The sequence below is a fragment of the Bacillus sp. FSL R5-0712 genome (assembly GCF_038593285.1).
GTDB lineage: Bacteria > Bacillota > Bacilli > Bacillales > Bacillaceae > Bacillus > Bacillus safensis.
Genome location: NZ_CP151981.1, coordinates 1,840,399 through 1,857,649 on the forward strand (window position 1 = coordinate 1,840,399; position 17,251 = coordinate 1,857,649).

At 40.6% G+C, this 17,251-nt stretch carries 18 protein-coding genes; 5 read left to right on the top strand and 13 right to left on the bottom strand.

Translation table 11 applies throughout. The features are described from left to right. Nucleotides 1–256: 256 nt before the first annotated feature. On the bottom strand, nucleotides 257–1,219 hold the full coding sequence (locus tag NSU11_RS09195) for an HTH domain-containing protein (RefSeq protein ID WP_342493890.1): 963 nt from the start codon (nucleotides 1,217–1,219) through the stop codon (nucleotides 257–259). A 108-nt stretch (nucleotides 1,220–1,327) separates the two neighbouring features. Between NSU11_RS09195 and NSU11_RS09200 the strand changes: the two genes are divergently transcribed. Next, a complete protein-coding gene (locus NSU11_RS09200) occupies nucleotides 1,328–1,807 on the top strand; it encodes a GyrI-like domain-containing protein (RefSeq protein WP_283860130.1) in 480 nt (159 codons plus the stop codon). Nucleotides 1,808–1,828: 21 nt separating this feature from the next. Further along, complete coding sequence (locus NSU11_RS09205; protein ID WP_133743743.1) at nucleotides 1,829–2,293, top strand: phage tail protein; 465 nt, start codon at nucleotides 1,829–1,831, stop codon at nucleotides 2,291–2,293. 338 nt (nucleotides 2,294–2,631) lie between these two features. Here the strand turns inward: NSU11_RS09205 and NSU11_RS09210 are convergent, their stop codons facing one another. The 3 genes from NSU11_RS09210 to NSU11_RS09220 all read right to left on the bottom strand — a co-directional run bounded on the left by NSU11_RS09210 (nucleotide 2,632) and on the right by NSU11_RS09220 (nucleotide 5,542). Further along, complete coding sequence (locus NSU11_RS09210; protein ID WP_056766693.1) at nucleotides 2,632–3,072, bottom strand: SMI1/KNR4 family protein; 441 nt, start codon at nucleotides 3,070–3,072, stop codon at nucleotides 2,632–2,634. Next, nucleotides 3,072–4,745: a T7SS effector LXG polymorphic toxin gene (locus NSU11_RS09215; protein ID WP_282102245.1), complete on the bottom strand. Its 1,674-nt coding sequence runs from the start codon at nucleotides 4,743–4,745 to the stop codon at nucleotides 3,072–3,074. The genes NSU11_RS09210 and NSU11_RS09215 overlap by 1 nt, the downstream gene beginning before the upstream one ends. A gap of 335 nt (nucleotides 4,746–5,080) precedes the next feature. Further along, nucleotides 5,081–5,542, bottom strand: a complete 462-nt coding sequence (locus NSU11_RS09220) for a MarR family transcriptional regulator (RefSeq protein WP_342493905.1) — start codon at nucleotides 5,540–5,542, stop codon at nucleotides 5,081–5,083. Nucleotides 5,543–5,670: 128 nt separating this feature from the next. On the opposite strand from NSU11_RS09220, the gene NSU11_RS09225 reads away from it, so the two are divergent. Then, nucleotides 5,671–7,191: an MDR family MFS transporter gene (locus NSU11_RS09225; RefSeq protein WP_056766947.1), complete on the top strand. Its 1,521-nt coding sequence runs from the start codon at nucleotides 5,671–5,673 to the stop codon at nucleotides 7,189–7,191. Between the two features lie 38 nt (nucleotides 7,192–7,229). On the opposite strand, the gene NSU11_RS09230 is transcribed toward NSU11_RS09225, so the two are convergent. From NSU11_RS09230 to NSU11_RS09250, 5 genes are all read right to left on the bottom strand, one after another. Beyond that, on the bottom strand, nucleotides 7,230–8,099 hold the full coding sequence (locus NSU11_RS09230) for a class II fructose-bisphosphate aldolase (RefSeq protein ID WP_044335845.1): 870 nt from the start codon (nucleotides 8,097–8,099) through the stop codon (nucleotides 7,230–7,232). 2 nt (nucleotides 8,100–8,101) lie between these two features. Further along, entirely contained in the window at nucleotides 8,102–8,560 is a 459-nt protein-coding gene (locus tag NSU11_RS09235) for a fructose PTS transporter subunit IIA (RefSeq protein ID WP_024427781.1), read from the bottom strand. Nucleotides 8,561–8,575: 15 nt separating this feature from the next. After that, nucleotides 8,576–9,991, bottom strand: a complete 1,416-nt coding sequence (locus NSU11_RS09240) for a PTS fructose transporter subunit IIBC (protein ID WP_133744068.1) — start codon at nucleotides 9,989–9,991, stop codon at nucleotides 8,576–8,578. Between the two features lie 13 nt (nucleotides 9,992–10,004). Next, complete coding sequence (pfkB, locus tag NSU11_RS09245) at nucleotides 10,005–10,919, bottom strand: 1-phosphofructokinase (RefSeq protein ID WP_133744069.1); 915 nt, start codon at nucleotides 10,917–10,919, stop codon at nucleotides 10,005–10,007. A 130-nt stretch (nucleotides 10,920–11,049) separates the two neighbouring features. Beyond that, entirely contained in the window at nucleotides 11,050–11,826 is a 777-nt protein-coding gene (locus NSU11_RS09250; protein ID WP_024425669.1) for a MurR/RpiR family transcriptional regulator, read from the bottom strand. Between the two features lie 159 nt (nucleotides 11,827–11,985). Between NSU11_RS09250 and NSU11_RS09255 the strand changes: the two genes are divergently transcribed. Continuing rightward, the gene (locus NSU11_RS09255) at nucleotides 11,986–13,392 is read left to right on the top strand and encodes a phospholipase D family protein (protein WP_185854457.1); all 1,407 of its coding nucleotides are present in this window, start codon (nucleotides 11,986–11,988) and stop codon (nucleotides 13,390–13,392) included. 7 nt (nucleotides 13,393–13,399) lie between these two features. On the opposite strand, the gene NSU11_RS09260 is transcribed toward NSU11_RS09255, so the two are convergent. From NSU11_RS09260 to NSU11_RS09270, 3 genes are read right to left on the bottom strand one after another with little or no spacing between them, the layout of a single operon-like run. Continuing rightward, a complete protein-coding gene (locus tag NSU11_RS09260; RefSeq protein ID WP_025093180.1) occupies nucleotides 13,400–13,885 on the bottom strand; it encodes a DMT family transporter in 486 nt (161 codons plus the stop codon). 21 nt (nucleotides 13,886–13,906) lie between these two features. After that, entirely contained in the window at nucleotides 13,907–14,587 is a 681-nt protein-coding gene (locus tag NSU11_RS09265; RefSeq protein WP_034624354.1) for a cyclic nucleotide-binding domain-containing protein, read from the bottom strand. Nucleotides 14,588–14,600: 13 nt separating this feature from the next. Beyond that, complete coding sequence (locus NSU11_RS09270; RefSeq protein ID WP_056766940.1) at nucleotides 14,601–15,026, bottom strand: DMT family transporter; 426 nt, start codon at nucleotides 15,024–15,026, stop codon at nucleotides 14,601–14,603. 211 nt (nucleotides 15,027–15,237) lie between these two features. Here NSU11_RS09270 and NSU11_RS09275 point away from each other — a divergent pair, with 211 nt between their 5' ends. Further along, nucleotides 15,238–16,665, top strand: a complete 1,428-nt coding sequence (locus NSU11_RS09275; protein WP_185854458.1) for an aldehyde dehydrogenase family protein — start codon at nucleotides 15,238–15,240, stop codon at nucleotides 16,663–16,665. A 71-nt stretch (nucleotides 16,666–16,736) separates the two neighbouring features. Here NSU11_RS09275 and NSU11_RS09280 read toward each other — a convergent pair whose 3' ends face one another. Continuing rightward, on the bottom strand, nucleotides 16,737–17,138 hold the full coding sequence (locus NSU11_RS09280; protein ID WP_185854459.1) for a DUF3221 domain-containing protein: 402 nt from the start codon (nucleotides 17,136–17,138) through the stop codon (nucleotides 16,737–16,739). Nucleotides 17,139–17,251: the final 113 nt, after the last annotated feature.

Genomic DNA, 17,251 nt, shown 5'->3' on the forward strand with positions numbered 1-17,251 from the left:
CCCCTTTTGTGTTTTTTAATGTCTTTCTTGTCAAGATCTATAGGAATCGCTGTTTTGTCATTTTGTTGCAATTATTTCAGTGTACAATGCCATTGAAGCTTGCTGATCCGTCTCTGACAAAGCATATTTATCTTTCTTCAACAGCTGAGATCTAAAGAAGATGGAAATAAGATTGGTGGTTCATTGAGATTTTGTTCGAAAACTTGGAGCAAGAATTTTTTGATACGACTCACGTATGAGGTCTAACCAGCATTGATTATGGACAATATAGGAGTAGTCTCTCTTGTAAACTTTCCAAGATTTCTACAGGCATTTCCCTGACCTTGATATCATCGCCTAGGAAAAAAAGCCAATTTGTTATTTCGGTTATTTCTTCTGAATGATTAACATTGATAAAAGTCTTTAGAATGGCTGTAGTTTGGTAAGGGTTCGTATAAGAAATTGACATTTTGAAAGGATGGTATTTTTTAAACTGTGCAATTGCCTTTGGACCAAGTTCAAGGACAAGGTTGATTACTTCCTCCTGCTTACTTAGTTTTTCTAAAATCTTTTTCCTGCTTAATCGATTATTTGTAGAGCATGGTTCAACATCTGTGAGGTTGTCGACAGGCAAAATCCGTTTCTTCTCTTCCTTTAAATCAAAGCCTTCAATCAGCCAAAGGCTTTTTTCACGATAAAGGTTCAAGAGGTAAATAGGATAGGACTTTATCACTTTCTCCTCTCTCATGGTAATCAGTAAATATCGATCCAAAATAAGCAGTTGGATTAATTTTTCTAACATGGGATGAGGGAGATCTGTCAAATCAAGCAGATCAGGATTATTCGGATTAGTCCCTTCAAATAGCAAAAGGCGATTTAACAGAACAAGGTCATCTTGCTGGGTTTCTGAGATGAGTCCTAGTAATTTTTCAGCTAAAGACTGGCGACTCTTTAAATAAGGGAGTTGTTGGTTTCTTGTGGCCATAAAGGCAATAAAAAGAGCTTTAATCTCATTATCGGTAAAACGAACAGTTGGCAGGACTGAATTGTTCATCACAAAATACCCCCCGTCCCTTCCGACTTCAGCGACAAGCGGCATCCCCATAGCTTCAATTTCTCTGATGTCTCTAATTGCTGTCGAACGAGAGATATGAAATTCTCTCATGATTTCAGAAATTGTAAAGTTGGCGCGGTTGTTAATATACCGCATGATGGTATTAATCCGTTCAACTTTTTTCATCTGATCCCCCTAAACAGTATCATTTTTTGACATGGTTTAAGCCTATTATATATTTATCAAGTGAAAAGAAAAAACATTTGATCAATTTTTCAAAAGGAAGTGTTGAATATGGCAGATTATATACTAGAACAAAAAGACAGCTTTCACGTGTTAGGTATTGGAACTGAACTTAAGAGTCATTACACAGACTATGCGGGCATCACGAAGGAAAAAGCAGACTTTTGGCAAGCCGTCACACAAGAAGGTAAGTTTGACACCTTAAAAGCCATTGCCTCAAATGACTATATTTTTATCGTAAACGAAGCGGTAAATAACAAGCTGATGCATTATGTCGGGGTCATGACAGAGGAATCGTTACCAGAAGCGGACAGAGTGATTCAATTTCCTAAAGGGGAATATCTAATCGTTAAAGGGGAAGCTAAAACCGCTGATGAATTGCATCAAACGCTTACTGGTATTGCATTTGGTCAAGTCTTGCCTGAAGCAAAGAATTTCGCTTATGTTGGTGGACCAAATGCAGTGGTAGAGATGGGGCAGCGAAACGACTTATTACTTGGTGAGATGTGGATTCCTGTTGTACGAAAATAAGAAGGATATGGAGGGATAGAAATGGCCTATATCGTTGATTTTAAACATGTGTCTACGATTGGTTTAGAGTCTTCACCTGTAGCAGAAGCACTTGCTGGCTTACGTGCTAATGAGGCTCGTTACTTTATGAACAAATATAAGCATGAATTTACAGTATTACCTGCCAGCGAAAGTCAGGATACCCTTGATTATGTGAACCGAGTGTTAAAAGAAGAACGTGAACTAGAGTTTGCAGCCAAACCTTTAGAAACGGCAAGTTTTCAAGTGGAAAATATCAAATGGACTTACGTCTTTTATGAGGATGGTCTTGCAATTAACGTCCTGTATACAGTGGATGACCCGAAAAAACGTGCTGTTGGTTTTAAGCTTTCTGAAGGTATGGAAGTACCAAAGGAATTAGAAGGGAAATTTAAATTTGCTAGGCAGAAGTCTAAACTTGCTGGAACGATTCGTGGGTCATTTTTTAAAATTAAAGGGGAATATTGAACCCGAATTTGTGAATCTGATTGAACAAATAAATTAAAATTATTTCCCCCTTCTAAACAGAGCAGCATTCTCTATGCATTATTAGAGGATGTTTTTCTGTTTATTGTACCAATTTCCTTGATTATCGCAACGAGCTTTATAAATTTAGTTTGTAGGCCGTTCCATATTATCTAGTCAGTATTAAAAATAAAACTCTTTGATGGTACTATCATCGTGGTCTCGATTCTCAAACTAGTCATTTTCTTATTAACTCATTCAAATATCAGGGTTGTTTAATATTAATTAAAGTCAAAAACCTTGAAAGGCATTTAGCCAATCAAGGTATGTGTTTTATTTTTTTAATCAACTAGTAACTCCAAGTAATATTTATCATTTTCTTCTATTTTTCTTAAAAATTCTTCAAGAGAAGTCGCAATTTGAATATCATAATAGTAAACCGGACTGCTATTCTTTTCATTCAATTCAATTGACATTAAAGCTGATTCACTACCTTCAAAAAATATTAGTTTGTTATTTTCAAATTCATCATAGATTTCTATATCAGGATAAAACTCAAAATCATTAACTCTTAATCGAAAATCTCTGACGGAATAAGGATCCATAATACGATTGTTATTAAACTCTGAACCTTTAATAAACCCGTAGCCAACCTCCATATAAAAATTAACTAACTCTTTAGGAAATTTTAAATCAAGTTCCTTCTCAACCTCTTTTATTTCATTTTCGGTTACTGGATAAAAACTATTTTCTTGATTTGCCTTCAAAGATTCGTATCCCATTATTTTTTACCTCCTTTAAATAGTTCGTTTGCTGGTGAACCTTTCCCATGAATACCAGCTTGATGCTCATTTGGGAATTTTGCAGGATGCATATTCCACCATTCATGCTCTCCTCCAAATGTATTCTCAATTATGTGATGAGCATCATACTTATCTCCTTTTTTCCTAATTATTTTACCTGTTTTTTCTGAAATAACATTTTCATTATACTCAGGCCACTTTTGCCCAGTATTTTCTTCCCACTTTTTGATTACTGTATTTTTTACTTTATCAAATTCTGCTCTATGCTTAGCTGTTTCTATTGGTGTCATTTTTTTATATTCTTTATTTCTTAAGGCCTCCTTCAACTTCTCTGTTTGGTTTTTAGGTAACTCTCTACCTGTTCGTCCTTCTATATCTCTAATATATTTTTTTATTGTATCAGAATCTATCTTATTACCCTTAATCCCCATTTTACCATGAAACCCTTTAGCCCCAAACGGCAAAAGCATCCCCAGAGCCGCGTTCATACTTGCTTCCTGCTGTTCTTTTGAGATCTTGTTTCCAAACATGTCTCGGCCTGTGATCGCTTCGCTGAAGCCGTTGGTGGCGGTGAGTCCATATAAACCTTTTTGAGATGTTTTCAGGGCGTCAAAGGATTTTTGTGATGTCTTGTAAATGTCGACTGCTCTGACTGCAGCTGATGTGGCTTGGGTGGTTTTATAAACAGCTTTCCCGCCTTTGAAAATGCGTCCTGCCCAGCCGACGATAGGGATGTAGCCGGCTGCAGCCATTCCTCCTGCAGCGACTCGCTGGCCTGCGGTGAGTTCCTCCCCTGTGATTGGATCGACGCCTGTTGCGGCACGTTTTGCATCGTTCACGCCAGTCAGTTCATTCACGATGTTTCCACCATAATCGAGGGCTTTTTCATACCAAGGGCGGTTGGCGAGGGCTTCTTGTTCCTTTGCGACCTTGCGGGCTTCTTCTTGTTCTTTTTTGATTTTCAGATATTCAGCAGTTTGCTTTTCAATATCGCTTTTTGCCTTGTAGATGTCGCTATTTTGATACGCTTTCTTGTCAAAATTCATAGGCGAAATCGCTTTTCCGTCATTTGTCGCATTCATCATTTCAGCGTACAATGCCATTGTAGCTTGCTGCTCCGTCTCTGACAAAGCATATTCATCTTTTAAATTTTGATCAAGCTCTCTTAGTTCTTTGACCGTCTTTTTTCGTTCATCTTCCGCATCTTCTATTTTTTCATCAAAGGTTTGGCTATCAAATACCTCTAGGGAAATGAGGTCATCAATGTCTTGAAAAATCGTTTTGAGTGCCTTTTTTTGATCCTTTACAATGCTTTTGGCGTTTTTGATGCCCATATGTACTGCGTTGTCTAAAAAGTGTTCTTCTACAAAGGTATCGCCGCCAAAGCTCGTATCATCCAGTGTCCCAGAAACACCTTCATGAAAGGCTTTTTGTTTATCAATGAAGCTGATAAACATGTCTACATTTCCAGCAAGCTCTTTATAGAAACTTTTAATATTATCGGCACCTTTCCCAGTGAAATCATCACCGAGATTGGCCACACCTTGTAATGCCTTTTTTAAATCTACCATTTGTTCGCGGAGTTCCTGATAGTGTTTTGCCCTTGTGTCCATGGCACTTGTTAGTGCTTTTGCATCAAGTATCTTGCCCAGAAGAATTCACTCCTTCCTATTCATTGACAAGGTCAATTTTACCAATACAAAGTTTGTCATTAAATAGGAATTAAGACACAAAAACAATACTTATTATGTAAATGACATTGTTGCAATTGAAAAGCTCACTATAGAATGCGTTAGCTCCACTTTTGTCATAACAATTATAATGTCGTTTTTAGAACAATCTTTTAAATAGAACATTTTTTTGAGCTACTCCATTATAAAAAATGTTATAGAGCCCTTCCATGGTAAGGAAGATGTCACTAGTCGAGGCAATCCCTACATGAATTAGGAATGCACTTAGAAAAAGCACACCCGCATCAGTGTACTTTTTACGATTTAGACTTCAGCAATTGCAGCTCTTGCTCCATGATATCTGCTGCTTCAGTTATAAATTGAATAATTAAATCTAATTCTTCTGGTTTGTATTCATTTGTGAGTTCCTTCGTTGATGTTGATAAGGATCGAAAGAGTTCTTTTACCTGTGATTTCCCCGCTGTTAGAGGAACAATGATGACTCTTCGTTTGTCTTTTGGGTCCTTTTCTCTTTTGGCGTACCCCGCTTTTTCAAGCCGATCAATGAGAGCTGTGACCGCACCGGAGCTAAGGCCTGTTTTTTCACTTAATTCTCCTGCTGTGAGAGGACCGAGTTCGTTTAATAAATCGGCGGATTTGAGATCTGTTGGAAAAAGGCCGAGCGATTGAGCGGCCGCTTGGTGGAACAAAACGGTTCGTGTGGCGAGGCGCCTCATTGTATGTATGATCTGGGCTGCTCTGTCTTCAGCCTCGTTCATTATTGACAACTTGTTCTCCTCCCTTTAAAATCAATTTATCTTGATCATCAAGATAAATGTTCTCTTACTTTATGGTTAAGTTGATCATAGCAAAAATAATGAGAGAACGTAAGCAGGAGGTAAATGAAATGAATCATGTGGATAAAGGCAAGGCATCCACTCGCTTTGTTGTCATCGGTTTGCTGTTAGGGATTTTTATGGCAGCGATGGACAATACCATTGTTGCAACAGCAATGGGAAGCATCGTAGCAGATTTAGGCAGTTTTGATAAATTTGCTTGGGTGACGGCTTCTTATATGGTGGCAGTGATGGCGGGAATGCCTATTTACGGAAAGCTTTCTGATATGTATGGTCGAAAGCGTTTTTTTTTGTTTGGACTTATTTTCTTTTTAATTGGATCAGCGCTGTGCGGTATCGCACAAACGATGGATCAACTCATTATTTACCGAGCCATTCAAGGGCTTGGAGGCGGTGCACTTCTACCGATCGCATTCACGATTATCTTTGACATCTTCCCGCCTGAAAAGCGCGGAAAAATGTCTGGTATGTTTGGAGCAGTCTTTGGTTTATCAAGTGTACTCGGACCGCTTTTAGGTGCTATTATTACGGATTCGATCGGCTGGCATTGGGTTTTCTATATTAATGTGCCAATTGGTATTGTCAGTGTCTTCTTGATCGCCAGATACTATCAGGAATCGCTTGAACATCGTAAGCAGAAAATCGACTGGTCAGGTGCTATTACACTTGTCGTTGCGGTTGTCAGCTTAATGTTCGCGCTTGAGCTTGGCGGTAAATCTTATGCTTGGGATTCGGTGCAAATCCTCACACTTTTTGCTGTGTTTCTTGTGTTCGGTACGATCTTCTTTATTGTTGAGCGTAAGGCTGAGGAGCCGATTATCTCATTTTGGATGTTTAAAAATCGATTATTTGCAACATCTCAAATTTTGGCGTTTTTATATGGCGGGACATTTATTATTCTTGCTGTCTTTATTCCTATTTTCGTGCAGGCGGTGTACGGTGAATCTGCGACAAGTGCAGGGTTCATTTTAACACCGATGATGATTGGATCAGTCATTGGCAGTATGATTGGAGGAACGATGCAGACGAAAGTGCCTTTCAGACGTCTTATGACTATTTCTGTCATTTCATTTTTCGCTGGGATGCTGCTGCTTGCCAATATGTCACCAGATACAGCAAGACTGTGGCTCACACTCTTTATGATGATATCAGGTTTTGGCGTCGGGTTCAGCTTCTCCCTTCTGCCATCAGCTTCAATGAATGATCTTGAGCCGCGTTACCGAGGCAGTGCAAACTCGACCAATTCATTTATGAGATCACTTGGAATGACGCTCGGTGTAACAATTTTCGGAACGATTCAAACCAATGTGCTGACAAATCGTTTAGCTGATGCCTTTAGCGGAATGAAAGGAGCCCCTTCTCAAATAAGCGATCCACAGGCTATTTTCCAAGAAGGTGCTCGCTCACAAATTCCGACTGATATTTTAAATAAAGTCATCGATGCGATGTCACAAAGTATTACGTACGTATTTTTGCTTGCATTATTCCCGATTGCACTTGCGGCGATTACGGTCGTATTTATGGGAAATGCACGGGTACGCACATCTAATGAAATGAAGGAAAACGAATAATGTGAAAAAGCAGAGCGATAGCGGCTCTGCTTTTTTTCTTATTGATATAACGGATGGGCTTTGCCCTCACTGCCAACGATTCGTATTTTCGATTGGACCATGTCTTTCGCTGCTTGTTTTGCTTTTTGTAAATACATACGCGGATCTAAGCTTTCAGGTTCGTTTGAGAAATGATCACGTATCGCTTCGGAATATGCATTTTTCAGTTCAGTTGAGACATTCACCTTTGCCATACCAAGTGCAACGCATCGCTTGACGTCCTCATCTGGTACAGCGGAACCACCGTGCAGGACAAGTGGTACATCGACCAGCGCTGCAATTTGTTCAATGCGGTCAAAGTCAATATCCGGCACCCCTTTATAAATGCCATGGGCAGTACCAATCGCAGGCGCTAAAGTAGGCACCCCAGTTTCTTCTACAAATTGACGGCATTCTGATGGAACGGCTTTTTCAGCATCCTTTTCGTCAACGACGATATCATCTTCTACACCGCCTACCTTGCCTAGCTCTGCTTCGACATTTACACCGACTTTTAAGGCAAGATCCACGACTTCTTTTGTGCGGCGTACATTTTCTTCATATGAGTGCATAGATGCATCGATCATAACGGATGTATATCCAGCCCTGATACAGGTGAGAATCACATCAAAGTCTGTGCAGTGATCCAGGTGAAGACCGATTGGGATTTGATATTGATCAGCCGCCGCCTTCACTGTATCTGCAATTGCTTTTGCTCCAAGAGATTGAACCGTTCCAACCGTTGTTTGCAAAATCACAGGTGACTTTAATTCTGCGGCAGTTTCGAGCACCCAATAGATACTGTCAAAGGAGTGCACATTGAATGCCACAATTCCGTATTTTTCGTTTTTCGCAGCCTCAAGCATTGGTGTTGTTGAAAGTAAAGGCATGATCAAACATCCTCTCTAGTTAAAATATCCGTTTCTAATACAGCAAGCATGTCTTCATTTGTTCTTGTTTCCAGCAGTTTTTGACGTTTCGTTTCATCCATTAAGCCTCGTGAAAGGGCTGAAAGAGCTTTTAAATGAGTCGTCCCTGCTTCACTTTTAGGGATCAGTAAGGATAAGAAGAAAAAGCAAGGCTTCCCATCAAAAGCGTCCCATTCAATACCTGTTTCCGTGCGGACGATCACAAGTGCTGGTTTCGTGATGGCTTCTGTTTGAGTATGCGGAATGGCAAATCCATCTTGAAATCCGGTTGTACTCAGTGCTTCCCTTTCCGCTAACCCTTTTTTGACATCCTCTGGTGAGGTGCAAATACCTGCTTTGTAGGCAATGTCAGCAATGGCTGCGAACACGCCAGCCTGTGAAGAAGCTGTTTCGTGAAGATTCATATAGATATGTTCCATCATTTCTCATCCTCCCTTTTAAACTGCTGGGTTGTCTATTTTTTTACGGTAAAGTCCGTAGAGAATCGCACCTACGAGTGAGCCGATTAGTATGGAAAGCACCCATTGGAATGCACCTGTGACGACCGGAAGAACAAGGAATCCACCATGCGGAGCTGGAACCTGTACCCCAAACAAATATGTCAATATAGCAGAGATGGCAGAGCCAAACATGATAATTGGCAGGACAACGACCGGGTTTTTGGCCGCAAATGGGATGGCTCCTTCTGTAATATGTGTCGCTCCTAGAATATAGTTGATTGCCCCTGCATTTCGTTCTTGTGGCGTGAAATGTTTTCGGAAAATCGTTGTAGCAATCGCAATGATAAGCGGCGGTGTGATACATGCTGCTGACACACCTGCCATGAAGTAAAGGTTACCTTCTGCAAGTAAAGCCGTTCCTGTGACATAGGCTGCTTTGTTAAAAGGTCCGCCCATATCAAATCCACACATTGCTCCAACAATTAAGCCTAAAAGCAGCGGATTTGTGGATTGTACAGATGAAAGAAAGTCCATTAAGGAATTATTTAGCCCTGTGATTGGAACTAACAACGGGGTCATGACAGCCCCAATTAAGAAAATACCGATGACAGGATAGATGAAGATTGATTTTAATCCATCAAGTGATGCTGGTAATTTTTGAAGCAGGAATTGAAGAAGTACGATGATATACCCTGCTGCAAAACCAGCGATAATACCACCTAAGAATCCAGCGCCTCCATCATTTGCAAGGAGACCACCTATAAATCCAACGACCATCCCTGGGCGTCTTGCGATCGAATCAGCGATAAATGCTGCTAAAATTGGTACCATTAAGCTGAAGCCAAGTCCGCCAATGCTTTTCAAATAGGCAGCAAACGGATGATACGTTTCGTGCTTAGGATCAGCAGAGTAGATACCAAATAAGAAAGAAAGGGCAATTAAGACACCGCCTCCAACGACAAATGGCAGCATGTGTGATACACCGTTCATTAAGTGCTTATAAATGGTGTGTATCCATTTATTTGCCGACTTTTGTTGAGAGGATGAAGGAGCAGATGGTTTCTCCGTTCCAGAAGTTCTTCCTTTCACTTGATGAACGGGGGCATCTCCATTGATAATGCCTTGGATCAGTTCATTTGGCGTGCGGATACCCTTCGCTACAGGCACTTCAATTAGTGGTTTGCCGTGAAAACGATCTGTATTTACATCTTTGTCAGCTGCGACAATGACCCCATCGGCCTCCAGAATGTCTTGATCAGTTAAAGCGTTTTCAATTCCTACTTGACCATGCGTTTCGACTTTGATGTCGACCCCTAGTTGCTCGGCAGCGATTTTTAATGCTTCAGCTGCCATGAATGTGTGTGCAATGCCTGTTGGACAGCCGGTTGCAGCGACAATTTTTTTACGGCTCATGTGTTATTCCCCCTTATTTCTTCTGAATGTGTACTTGCTCAATCAATGAATCAATGTCATGTAAATCACTTAAGCCTTTAGAAAATGCAGTAGATGCGCCAGTTGCAATGCCGTAACGTAAGCACTCGTCAGATGAATGACCTTCAAGCTGTTTACTAAGAAAGGCTGCGAGCATCGCATCTCCAGAGCAAGCTGTATTTACTACAGTGCCTGTCGGTGCGTTTCCTTTTAAGACGGCGTCTTTCGTAATGAACAAAGCCCCTTCTCCCCCGCGGGAAATAAGCACTTGCTCTGCACCCATCTCAATGAGTTTCTCTCCTGATTGAATGAGTTCTTTTTCTGACAAAGGATGTGTTTTGCCGAAAAAAGCAGCGATTTCTTCTTCATTCGGTTTTAATAAATACGGTTTGTATTGAAGCGTCTCAAGAACCGCTGCGGAGCTTGTGTCTAAAATGAACTTGACCTTCTGTTGATGACAAATAGCTGCTACTTCTGAAAAAATGCTGGCAGGAACGCCCTTTGGCAGACTGCCTGACATGATGAGGATGCCTCCTTGCGGGATAGCCGCAATTTTCTCACGAAAGGCGTGAAGCGCTTTTTCTTCAATTGCAGGGCCTTGATTCACTAGCTTGTATTCTTCTGTCGTATTGATAAAAACATTAATGCGTGTAATGCCTTCAACCGAGATAAAATCGGTTTGAATGGAGAGATCCTTTAAGGATTGTTCAATATAAGAGCCTGAAAACCCAGCAATAAATCCTAGTGCAGTGCTGGTGAAGCCATATTTCTTTAGCATAATTGACACGTTCACGCCTTTTCCATTCGGCTGATAATCTTCATCTTCTGTGCGATTGACTGCATTTGCCCGCATTTCTTTTAATGCAATATATAGGTCAATAGCAGGATTTAAGGTGCAGGTATAAATCAATTGGTTTCACCTTCTTTCTTTTCTCTAAAGAAAGTATCTCATACGATTCAGTGAAAATGTTTTCAGAATGTGTAAAGGTTTTCATGAGAAAAAGCCTTCCAGATCAAAGTCTCGAAGGCTTTCTTATTGGTTATTTCATTCGGATCACATAGGCGTCAAGTAAAATGCGGGCAATGACATGAAGAGACAGGCGGGATCTGACTTCATAATCTGGGAAGAAAGATTGTTCCCCTTTATATCCGACTAGTGTCATATCTGATATTTTGCTTAATGTAGAATCTATTCTTGTCGTCACCGTAATGGTTGTGACTTGCTTCATACTGAGGTTTTGACACGCTTCAACAAGCTCAGCTGTTTCGCCATTTAATGAAACAAAGATGGCAAGCTCACTTTTTTCAATGTCTCGCGATTTCAGCCGAATGATATTCGGATCGTCGTGTACTTCACATGTTTTCCCGATGAGCTGTAATTTGATGGTCATCTCTTTGGCAATCATCTCTGAGAAGCCTCTGCCGAAAATATAAATTTTGTCTGCATTATGTATTTTTTGAACGGCATCTTCAATTTGTCCAATACTTTGCAGCTGTATCGTTTTTAAAACCTCTTCTTCATTTTTCCGAATTGCTAGTTTGATGTCTTCATCAATATTTTTGAGCTGGTCGCTTGCATCTGTCATTTTCTTTTCTTGTTTCAATCGATATTTAAAGGATGTATAGCCGTTATAGCCAATTTTTTTCATCAGTCTGACAATCGTGGCCGTTGATACATTGGCTCTTTCGCTTAAAGTGACAATGGATAAGGTGGAGATATCCTCTAAATGCTGGTGAATATAATTGAGTAAATATCGTTCTGTTTCACTTAACGTTTGATATACATCACTTGGGATGTTAAATAATGATTCATTCAAATCGATTCCCCCTTATTCATTTCATACTATAATTAAATGCCCAATAAAAACAAGATGATTCTTTTGTCATGTATTTAGATGAAAGGCGAAAATGAGTGAAATTTTATTTTTGACATAAACTAAAGAAAAGTTGTGTCTATGTGAAAGGAGCTGATCCGTATGCTTCATCTTTTGTTTTATCTGATCCTTCTCTATGTCGTTTATGTCTTTTTGACCGCATTTGTTTTGTTTTATTTACCGATCCAAAAAACATGCAAAGAACATTGTATTTATAAAGCTTCTTCGATCTCAGGAGACGATCAGGGCACAAATCAAGTGATGCTTCTTGACGATGGATTTGTGTCCGGTCAGGCCAGAATCCAAATGATTCGTGAGGCAAAGAGGATGATCCGCCTTAGTTATTATTCCATCCAAAAGGGGAAAACAGCCGAATGGGTACTAGGTGCTTTAATTGAAGCTGCTGATCGAGGGGTGAAAGTTCAGCTGCTTTTAGACGGCATCTGCCACAGTTTGCGTGGACCGCTAAAAGATTTACGATATGCCGTGGCAAATCACCCGAATATGGCCATTCGTTTTTATGAGCCCTTTCGGTTATTTAAGCCATGGACGTGGCATAACCGCCTTCATGATAAGCTGCTGCTGGCAGATGGCCGAGTGGTTGTGATGGGCGGAAGAAATATCGGTGATAAATACTTTGCAGATCAGCCCCCGAAAGATTTTGCATTTGACCGCGATGTGCTGCTTTATAACGACAAAAAAGGAAAAGTATTAGATGAAATGGAACAATACTTCGTTTATTTATGGAATCATGACTTTACGAAAAGAACAAAAGCTGTGTTCTCTAAACAAAAAGCAAAGAAAGGCTTAAAACTAAGAAAGAAACTGCTTAGATCCTATCAGGAGGCAGTGCATGCGAAAGAACCTTTTGTGATGTCGTCCTTTAATTGGGCAGCAGATGGCACCTCAGTAAAGCAGATTGCATTTTTTACAAATCCTGTGGAGCGTTTCAATAAGCGTCCTCTTGTGCTCAAAAAACTAAACGATCTTGCTCACCGGGCAAAGCGTTCTGTGCTCATACAGACGCCTTATGTCATCCCGACACGCCCCATGAAAGACGGCCTCACTCCCTTAGCCAGCGGGATTCAAACGACAGTTGTCACGAATTCTCTTACAGCGACGCCAAATCCGTTAGCTTTTGCAGGTTACTTAAGCACGAAAAAGGAACTGATGAAAACAGGCGTTCATTTGTACGAATATGAAGGTCCGTATTCCATTCATGCGAAATCAATGGTCATTGATGATTATTTAAGTATTATTGGCACATATAATTTAGATGCGAGGTCTAGTTTTTTAAATACAGAGTCAATTTTGGTCATTGATAGTGCCCCTTTTGCGCTATCACTTACTCAGGCAATAGAACGTAAAATTGCCTATAGTATACTTGTCGCGAAGGACAAAGCAGCCTATAAAGCGGAGTCCTATGGGCAGAAAAAAAAGCCTTTGATGAAAAGGCTCCTTTTAAATGGTTTATCCGCGATAACTGTTCTATGGCGGCGGTTAATCTAAAGGGCGGCTACTCTTGTGGCAGCCCTTTTTCTTCTGATTGATCCTCTTCTGCTGACTCCAATTTGGTCAATTTAAACACCAGAATCCCCGCAACAATCACAATGACACCTAATAGTTTTGCGGGAGAAAATTCTACTTTCTCTAACCCAAGCCAGCCGAGCGAATCGAACAAAAGCGCGGAGCCGAGCTGTGAAATCAGGACAATCGAGATTCCATAAGTCGGACCGAGACGTTTGATGCTTTGAACGAGGCAGATGACCACCCCTACTCCAATGGCTCCGCTAATCCAGTACCACGCTTCCATATGTCTTAATTGAAACATGCCGGTTCCTTCTAGCAAAAGACCCATCAAAAGTGAAGCAATAAAGCCCATACCTAGAACGAGAGTGGTCGTTGACCAAGAGCCTGTCTGCTCATTGACCTTACTGTTAAAAATGGTTTGTAAGCTGACGAGTGCGCCAGCCGTGATGGCTAATCCTATTCCTATGATCATGTCTGAATCCCTTCATTTCTTCTATTCATAAATGTTTCGCTCCGCTATTTCTAAGAGTCCTTCCCGGTCAAGAATCGTAATCTTCCCTCTTCGCCTCTCTATCAGCCCTTTTTCACAAAATTGCTGAATCACCCGGTTAATATGACGGTAGCTTGTACCAATTAAGCTCGCCGCATCAGTAAGACGCAGTGCGCTCGCGCTGTTATCCCCTGTTAACACAGACAATAAGTAGCTTGCGAGTCTGACCTCTACAGGGTATAAAAGGTGGAAGCTCAAATCGTTTGATTTCGTATAAAATTTGTTTGTGATGCCCTTTAGTAAAAAGGTTAACACGCGGGAGTCATCCTTCGCATGGCGCATGAGCGCTTGATGAGAAATCCTTAGCATATGTACTTCTGTGACAGCCTCCACTGTATTGACCATATCAGTCTGCTGAACGTATTCAATATCTCCAATCGCTTCAAGAGGATGTTTAAAACAAAGAATGAAGGTCTTTCCTTCTTTTGTGGTGGTGAAAATCTTTAATTTTCCTTTTACTAACAAGTACAAGTGCTCCCTCTGATCTCCCTTTGAACAAATCAGCTCACCTTGCTCATAGCGCCATAAGCTGACGTGTGATATGAGTTTCTGATGAAAGACGTTTTCTAATTCATGTGCCTTGAGATAAGAGGAAAATAGAGATTCATCATGAAGCTCCTCCATCTGACGCCCTCCTTTATAGCTTTAAAATGATTACGCCTGCGATCATCAATAGAATTCCTGCATAATGCTGCCATTTCATTTTCTTCTTCTGTACACCAAACCATCCTTTTGCATCGATTGCAAAGGTGAAAGCAAGCTGAGCAATGAGTAAAGCAGCGATGGTCAGTGTGACACCGATCATTTGAATCGCAGTCACTTCATTGAAAATAATAATGGCTGCAAATGCACCGCCTACTAAATAAAGCGGCTGCACCTTTCGATATTCTCGAAAGTGTCCGTCACGTACGATCAGTAAAATGATCAGTGCGATCATAAAGCCGGTCAGCTGCGTGATGGTTGCCGCCTGCCATGTGCCGATATCCTGGCTGATTCTTGCGTTTGCGACGCCTTGCAGTGTAATACAAGCGCCTCCTAATAAAGCGAAAATAACACCTTTCATTCGTTCAAATGCTCCTTCTTTTTCAGTCTAGTTCCATTAAAAGATAGATGCCCTCATGTTGAAAAGGACATATGTCCCACTTTGCGTATTATATCAGAAACTTTTTCTTTTACAGTTGCATCGTTTTAGATTTTTCACAGTGGGTACAGTTTTATATCACCTGAAAACAGAATATTGAATGGAATCACATATAAAAAGGAGACATGTCAGAATGAGAAATCAAGAGAAACATTTTATTAACGGAGAATGGATCGCATCAACAGGAAACGAAACGACGGAAGTCATCAATCCTGCTACAGAGGAAGTCATTGGCACCATTAGTTTAGGAACAAAAGAAGATTTAGATAAGGCAGTCAAAGCTGCTCGTGACGCCTTTCCTTCTTTCTCAAAAACATCTCGAAATGAACGCGTAAAGATGCTGGAAAACATTGTGCGCGGCTACGAAAAGCGTAAGGATGAACTAATTGAAGTCATGACACAAGAGCTCGGTGCACCGCTGAAAGTATCGGAAGAGGTTCATTACAAAATGGGACATGAACATTTTTCTAAAGCAGCGGAAGCACTTAAATCGTATACATTTACTGAGGACCGCGGCGGACATACCATTATAAAAGAAGCAATTGGTGTCAGCGGATTGATTACACCTTGGAATTTCCCAACAAATCAAACATCACTTAAAATCGCGGGTGCCATTGCAGCAGGCTCACCAGTTGTCTTAAAGCCTGCGGAAATTACACCTTTTGCCGCAATGATTCTTGCAGACATCATTGATGAAGCTGGCGTACCGAAAGGCGTCTTCAACCTAGTTAACGGAACTGGTGATGTCATTGGTGACGGCATTAGCTCACACCCTGATATTGACTTTGTTTCATTTACAGGATCAGGCGCTGTCGGCTCTAAAATAATGGAAAATGCTGCAGACAATATTAAGAAAGTGGCTCTTGAGCTCGGCGGGAAATCCCCTCTTATCGTCTTAGATGATGCAGATGTGGATGAGGCAGCCGAAACAGCCGTTCATCATATTGCGATGAATACAGGTCAAGTGTGTTCCGCAGCTACACGTGTGCTGATTCCTGAATCAATGAAAGACGCATTTGAAAAAGCGCTGCTGAATGCTCTGCCGAAGTTTACAGTTGGTGATCCGCGAGAAGATCACGCCACTGGTCCGCTTGTCTCCAAAAAGCAATGGGATACCGTGCAGTCTTATATTGAAAAAGGAATTGAAGAAGGTGCTCACCTGCTTGCTGGGGGAACTGGTAAGCCGGACGGACTAGGCAAAGGATATTTCGCCAAGCATACTATTTTCACAAATGTGAAAAATGATATGACCATTGCGCAAGAGGAAATATTCGGACCCGTCATGAGTGTGATCACATATCAAGACTTGGATCATGCCCTTGAGATTGCCAATGATACAGTGTACGGTCTTGCTGGCTATGTGGTTGGAAAAGATGAAAAAACATTAAAATATGTAGCTGAACATATTCGTGCCGGTCAAATTACCATTAACAACGCCGAAACAGATTACTTTGCCCCATTTGGCGGCTTTAAGCAATCTGGTATCGGAAGAGAATGGGGAGACTTCGGTATCGAGGAATATTTAGAAGTGAAAGCTGTGATGGGACTTCCAACAGCATAATTTGAAAAAGGAGAAAAACTCTAAGGTTTTTCTCCTTTTTTCATGATAGAAAGAATCTGCCCCCTGCTCCCCTACTTATCCATGATGATTTTATATTTTTCGACCTTTGCTTTAGGAGGAAACGATTCTTGTAACTCATCAAACCAAACCTCAATCGTTTGACCCTGTGACAGCTCTTTAGAGTCTACTTTTGTTAAATCCATAACGATGAGATCATTTTTATACTTTTCAATAAGAAGATGAGTTTTCAATGAATCATCGCTTTTTAATGGCGTTTTATTGTTTATAAGAAGTAAATTCGTCTCCCCTTTTCTTAGCAGGATGCCTTTTTTTGAAAAAGATGCTGTTGTTTTATTCTGATTGTATGAATCTTTTATATTGTCCTTTGGAGAATTGCACGCTACTAATAAAATGAGAAAAATCAAGGCGACAAGCCGAAAACATTTTATATTTTTAAACTTTAGCAGTATCAATTTCATACACCCCTTTTCAATTCCTTACGATCGCTTATTCATTCAAAACGGCCCATTTTTCTAAAGATGCTTTATACAATTAAACGATTCACCTTCAAGTTCTGTCACCTTGC

Coding starts and splice junctions, on each gene's coding strand:
- NSU11_RS09195 (WP_342493890.1), bottom strand. CDS start 1,219: ATGAAAAAAGTTGAACGGATTAATACCATCATGCGGTATATTAACAAC.
- NSU11_RS09200 (WP_283860130.1), top strand. CDS start 1,328: ATGGCAGATTATATACTAGAACAAAAAGACAGCTTTCACGTGTTAGGT.
- NSU11_RS09205 (WP_133743743.1), top strand. CDS start 1,829: ATGGCCTATATCGTTGATTTTAAACATGTGTCTACGATTGGTTTAGAG.
- NSU11_RS09210 (WP_056766693.1), bottom strand. CDS start 3,072: ATGGGATACGAATCTTTGAAGGCAAATCAAGAAAATAGTTTTTATCCA.
- NSU11_RS09220 (WP_342493905.1), bottom strand. CDS start 5,542: ATGAACGAGGCTGAAGACAGAGCAGCCCAGATCATACATACAATGAGG.
- NSU11_RS09225 (WP_056766947.1), top strand. CDS start 5,671: ATGAATCATGTGGATAAAGGCAAGGCATCCACTCGCTTTGTTGTCATC.
- NSU11_RS09230 (WP_044335845.1), bottom strand. CDS start 8,099: ATGCCTTTACTTTCAACAACACCAATGCTTGAGGCTGCGAAAAACGAA.
- NSU11_RS09235 (WP_024427781.1), bottom strand. CDS start 8,560: ATGATGGAACATATCTATATGAATCTTCACGAAACAGCTTCTTCACAG.
- NSU11_RS09240 (WP_133744068.1), bottom strand. CDS start 9,991: ATGAGCCGTAAAAAAATTGTCGCTGCAACCGGCTGTCCAACAGGCATT.
- NSU11_RS09255 (WP_185854457.1), top strand. CDS start 11,986: ATGCTTCATCTTTTGTTTTATCTGATCCTTCTCTATGTCGTTTATGTC.
- NSU11_RS09260 (WP_025093180.1), bottom strand. CDS start 13,885: ATGATCATAGGAATAGGATTAGCCATCACGGCTGGCGCACTCGTCAGC.
- NSU11_RS09265 (WP_034624354.1), bottom strand. CDS start 14,587: ATGGAGGAGCTTCATGATGAATCTCTATTTTCCTCTTATCTCAAGGCA.
- NSU11_RS09270 (WP_056766940.1), bottom strand. CDS start 15,026: ATGAAAGGTGTTATTTTCGCTTTATTAGGAGGCGCTTGTATTACACTG.
- NSU11_RS09275 (WP_185854458.1), top strand. CDS start 15,238: ATGAGAAATCAAGAGAAACATTTTATTAACGGAGAATGGATCGCATCA.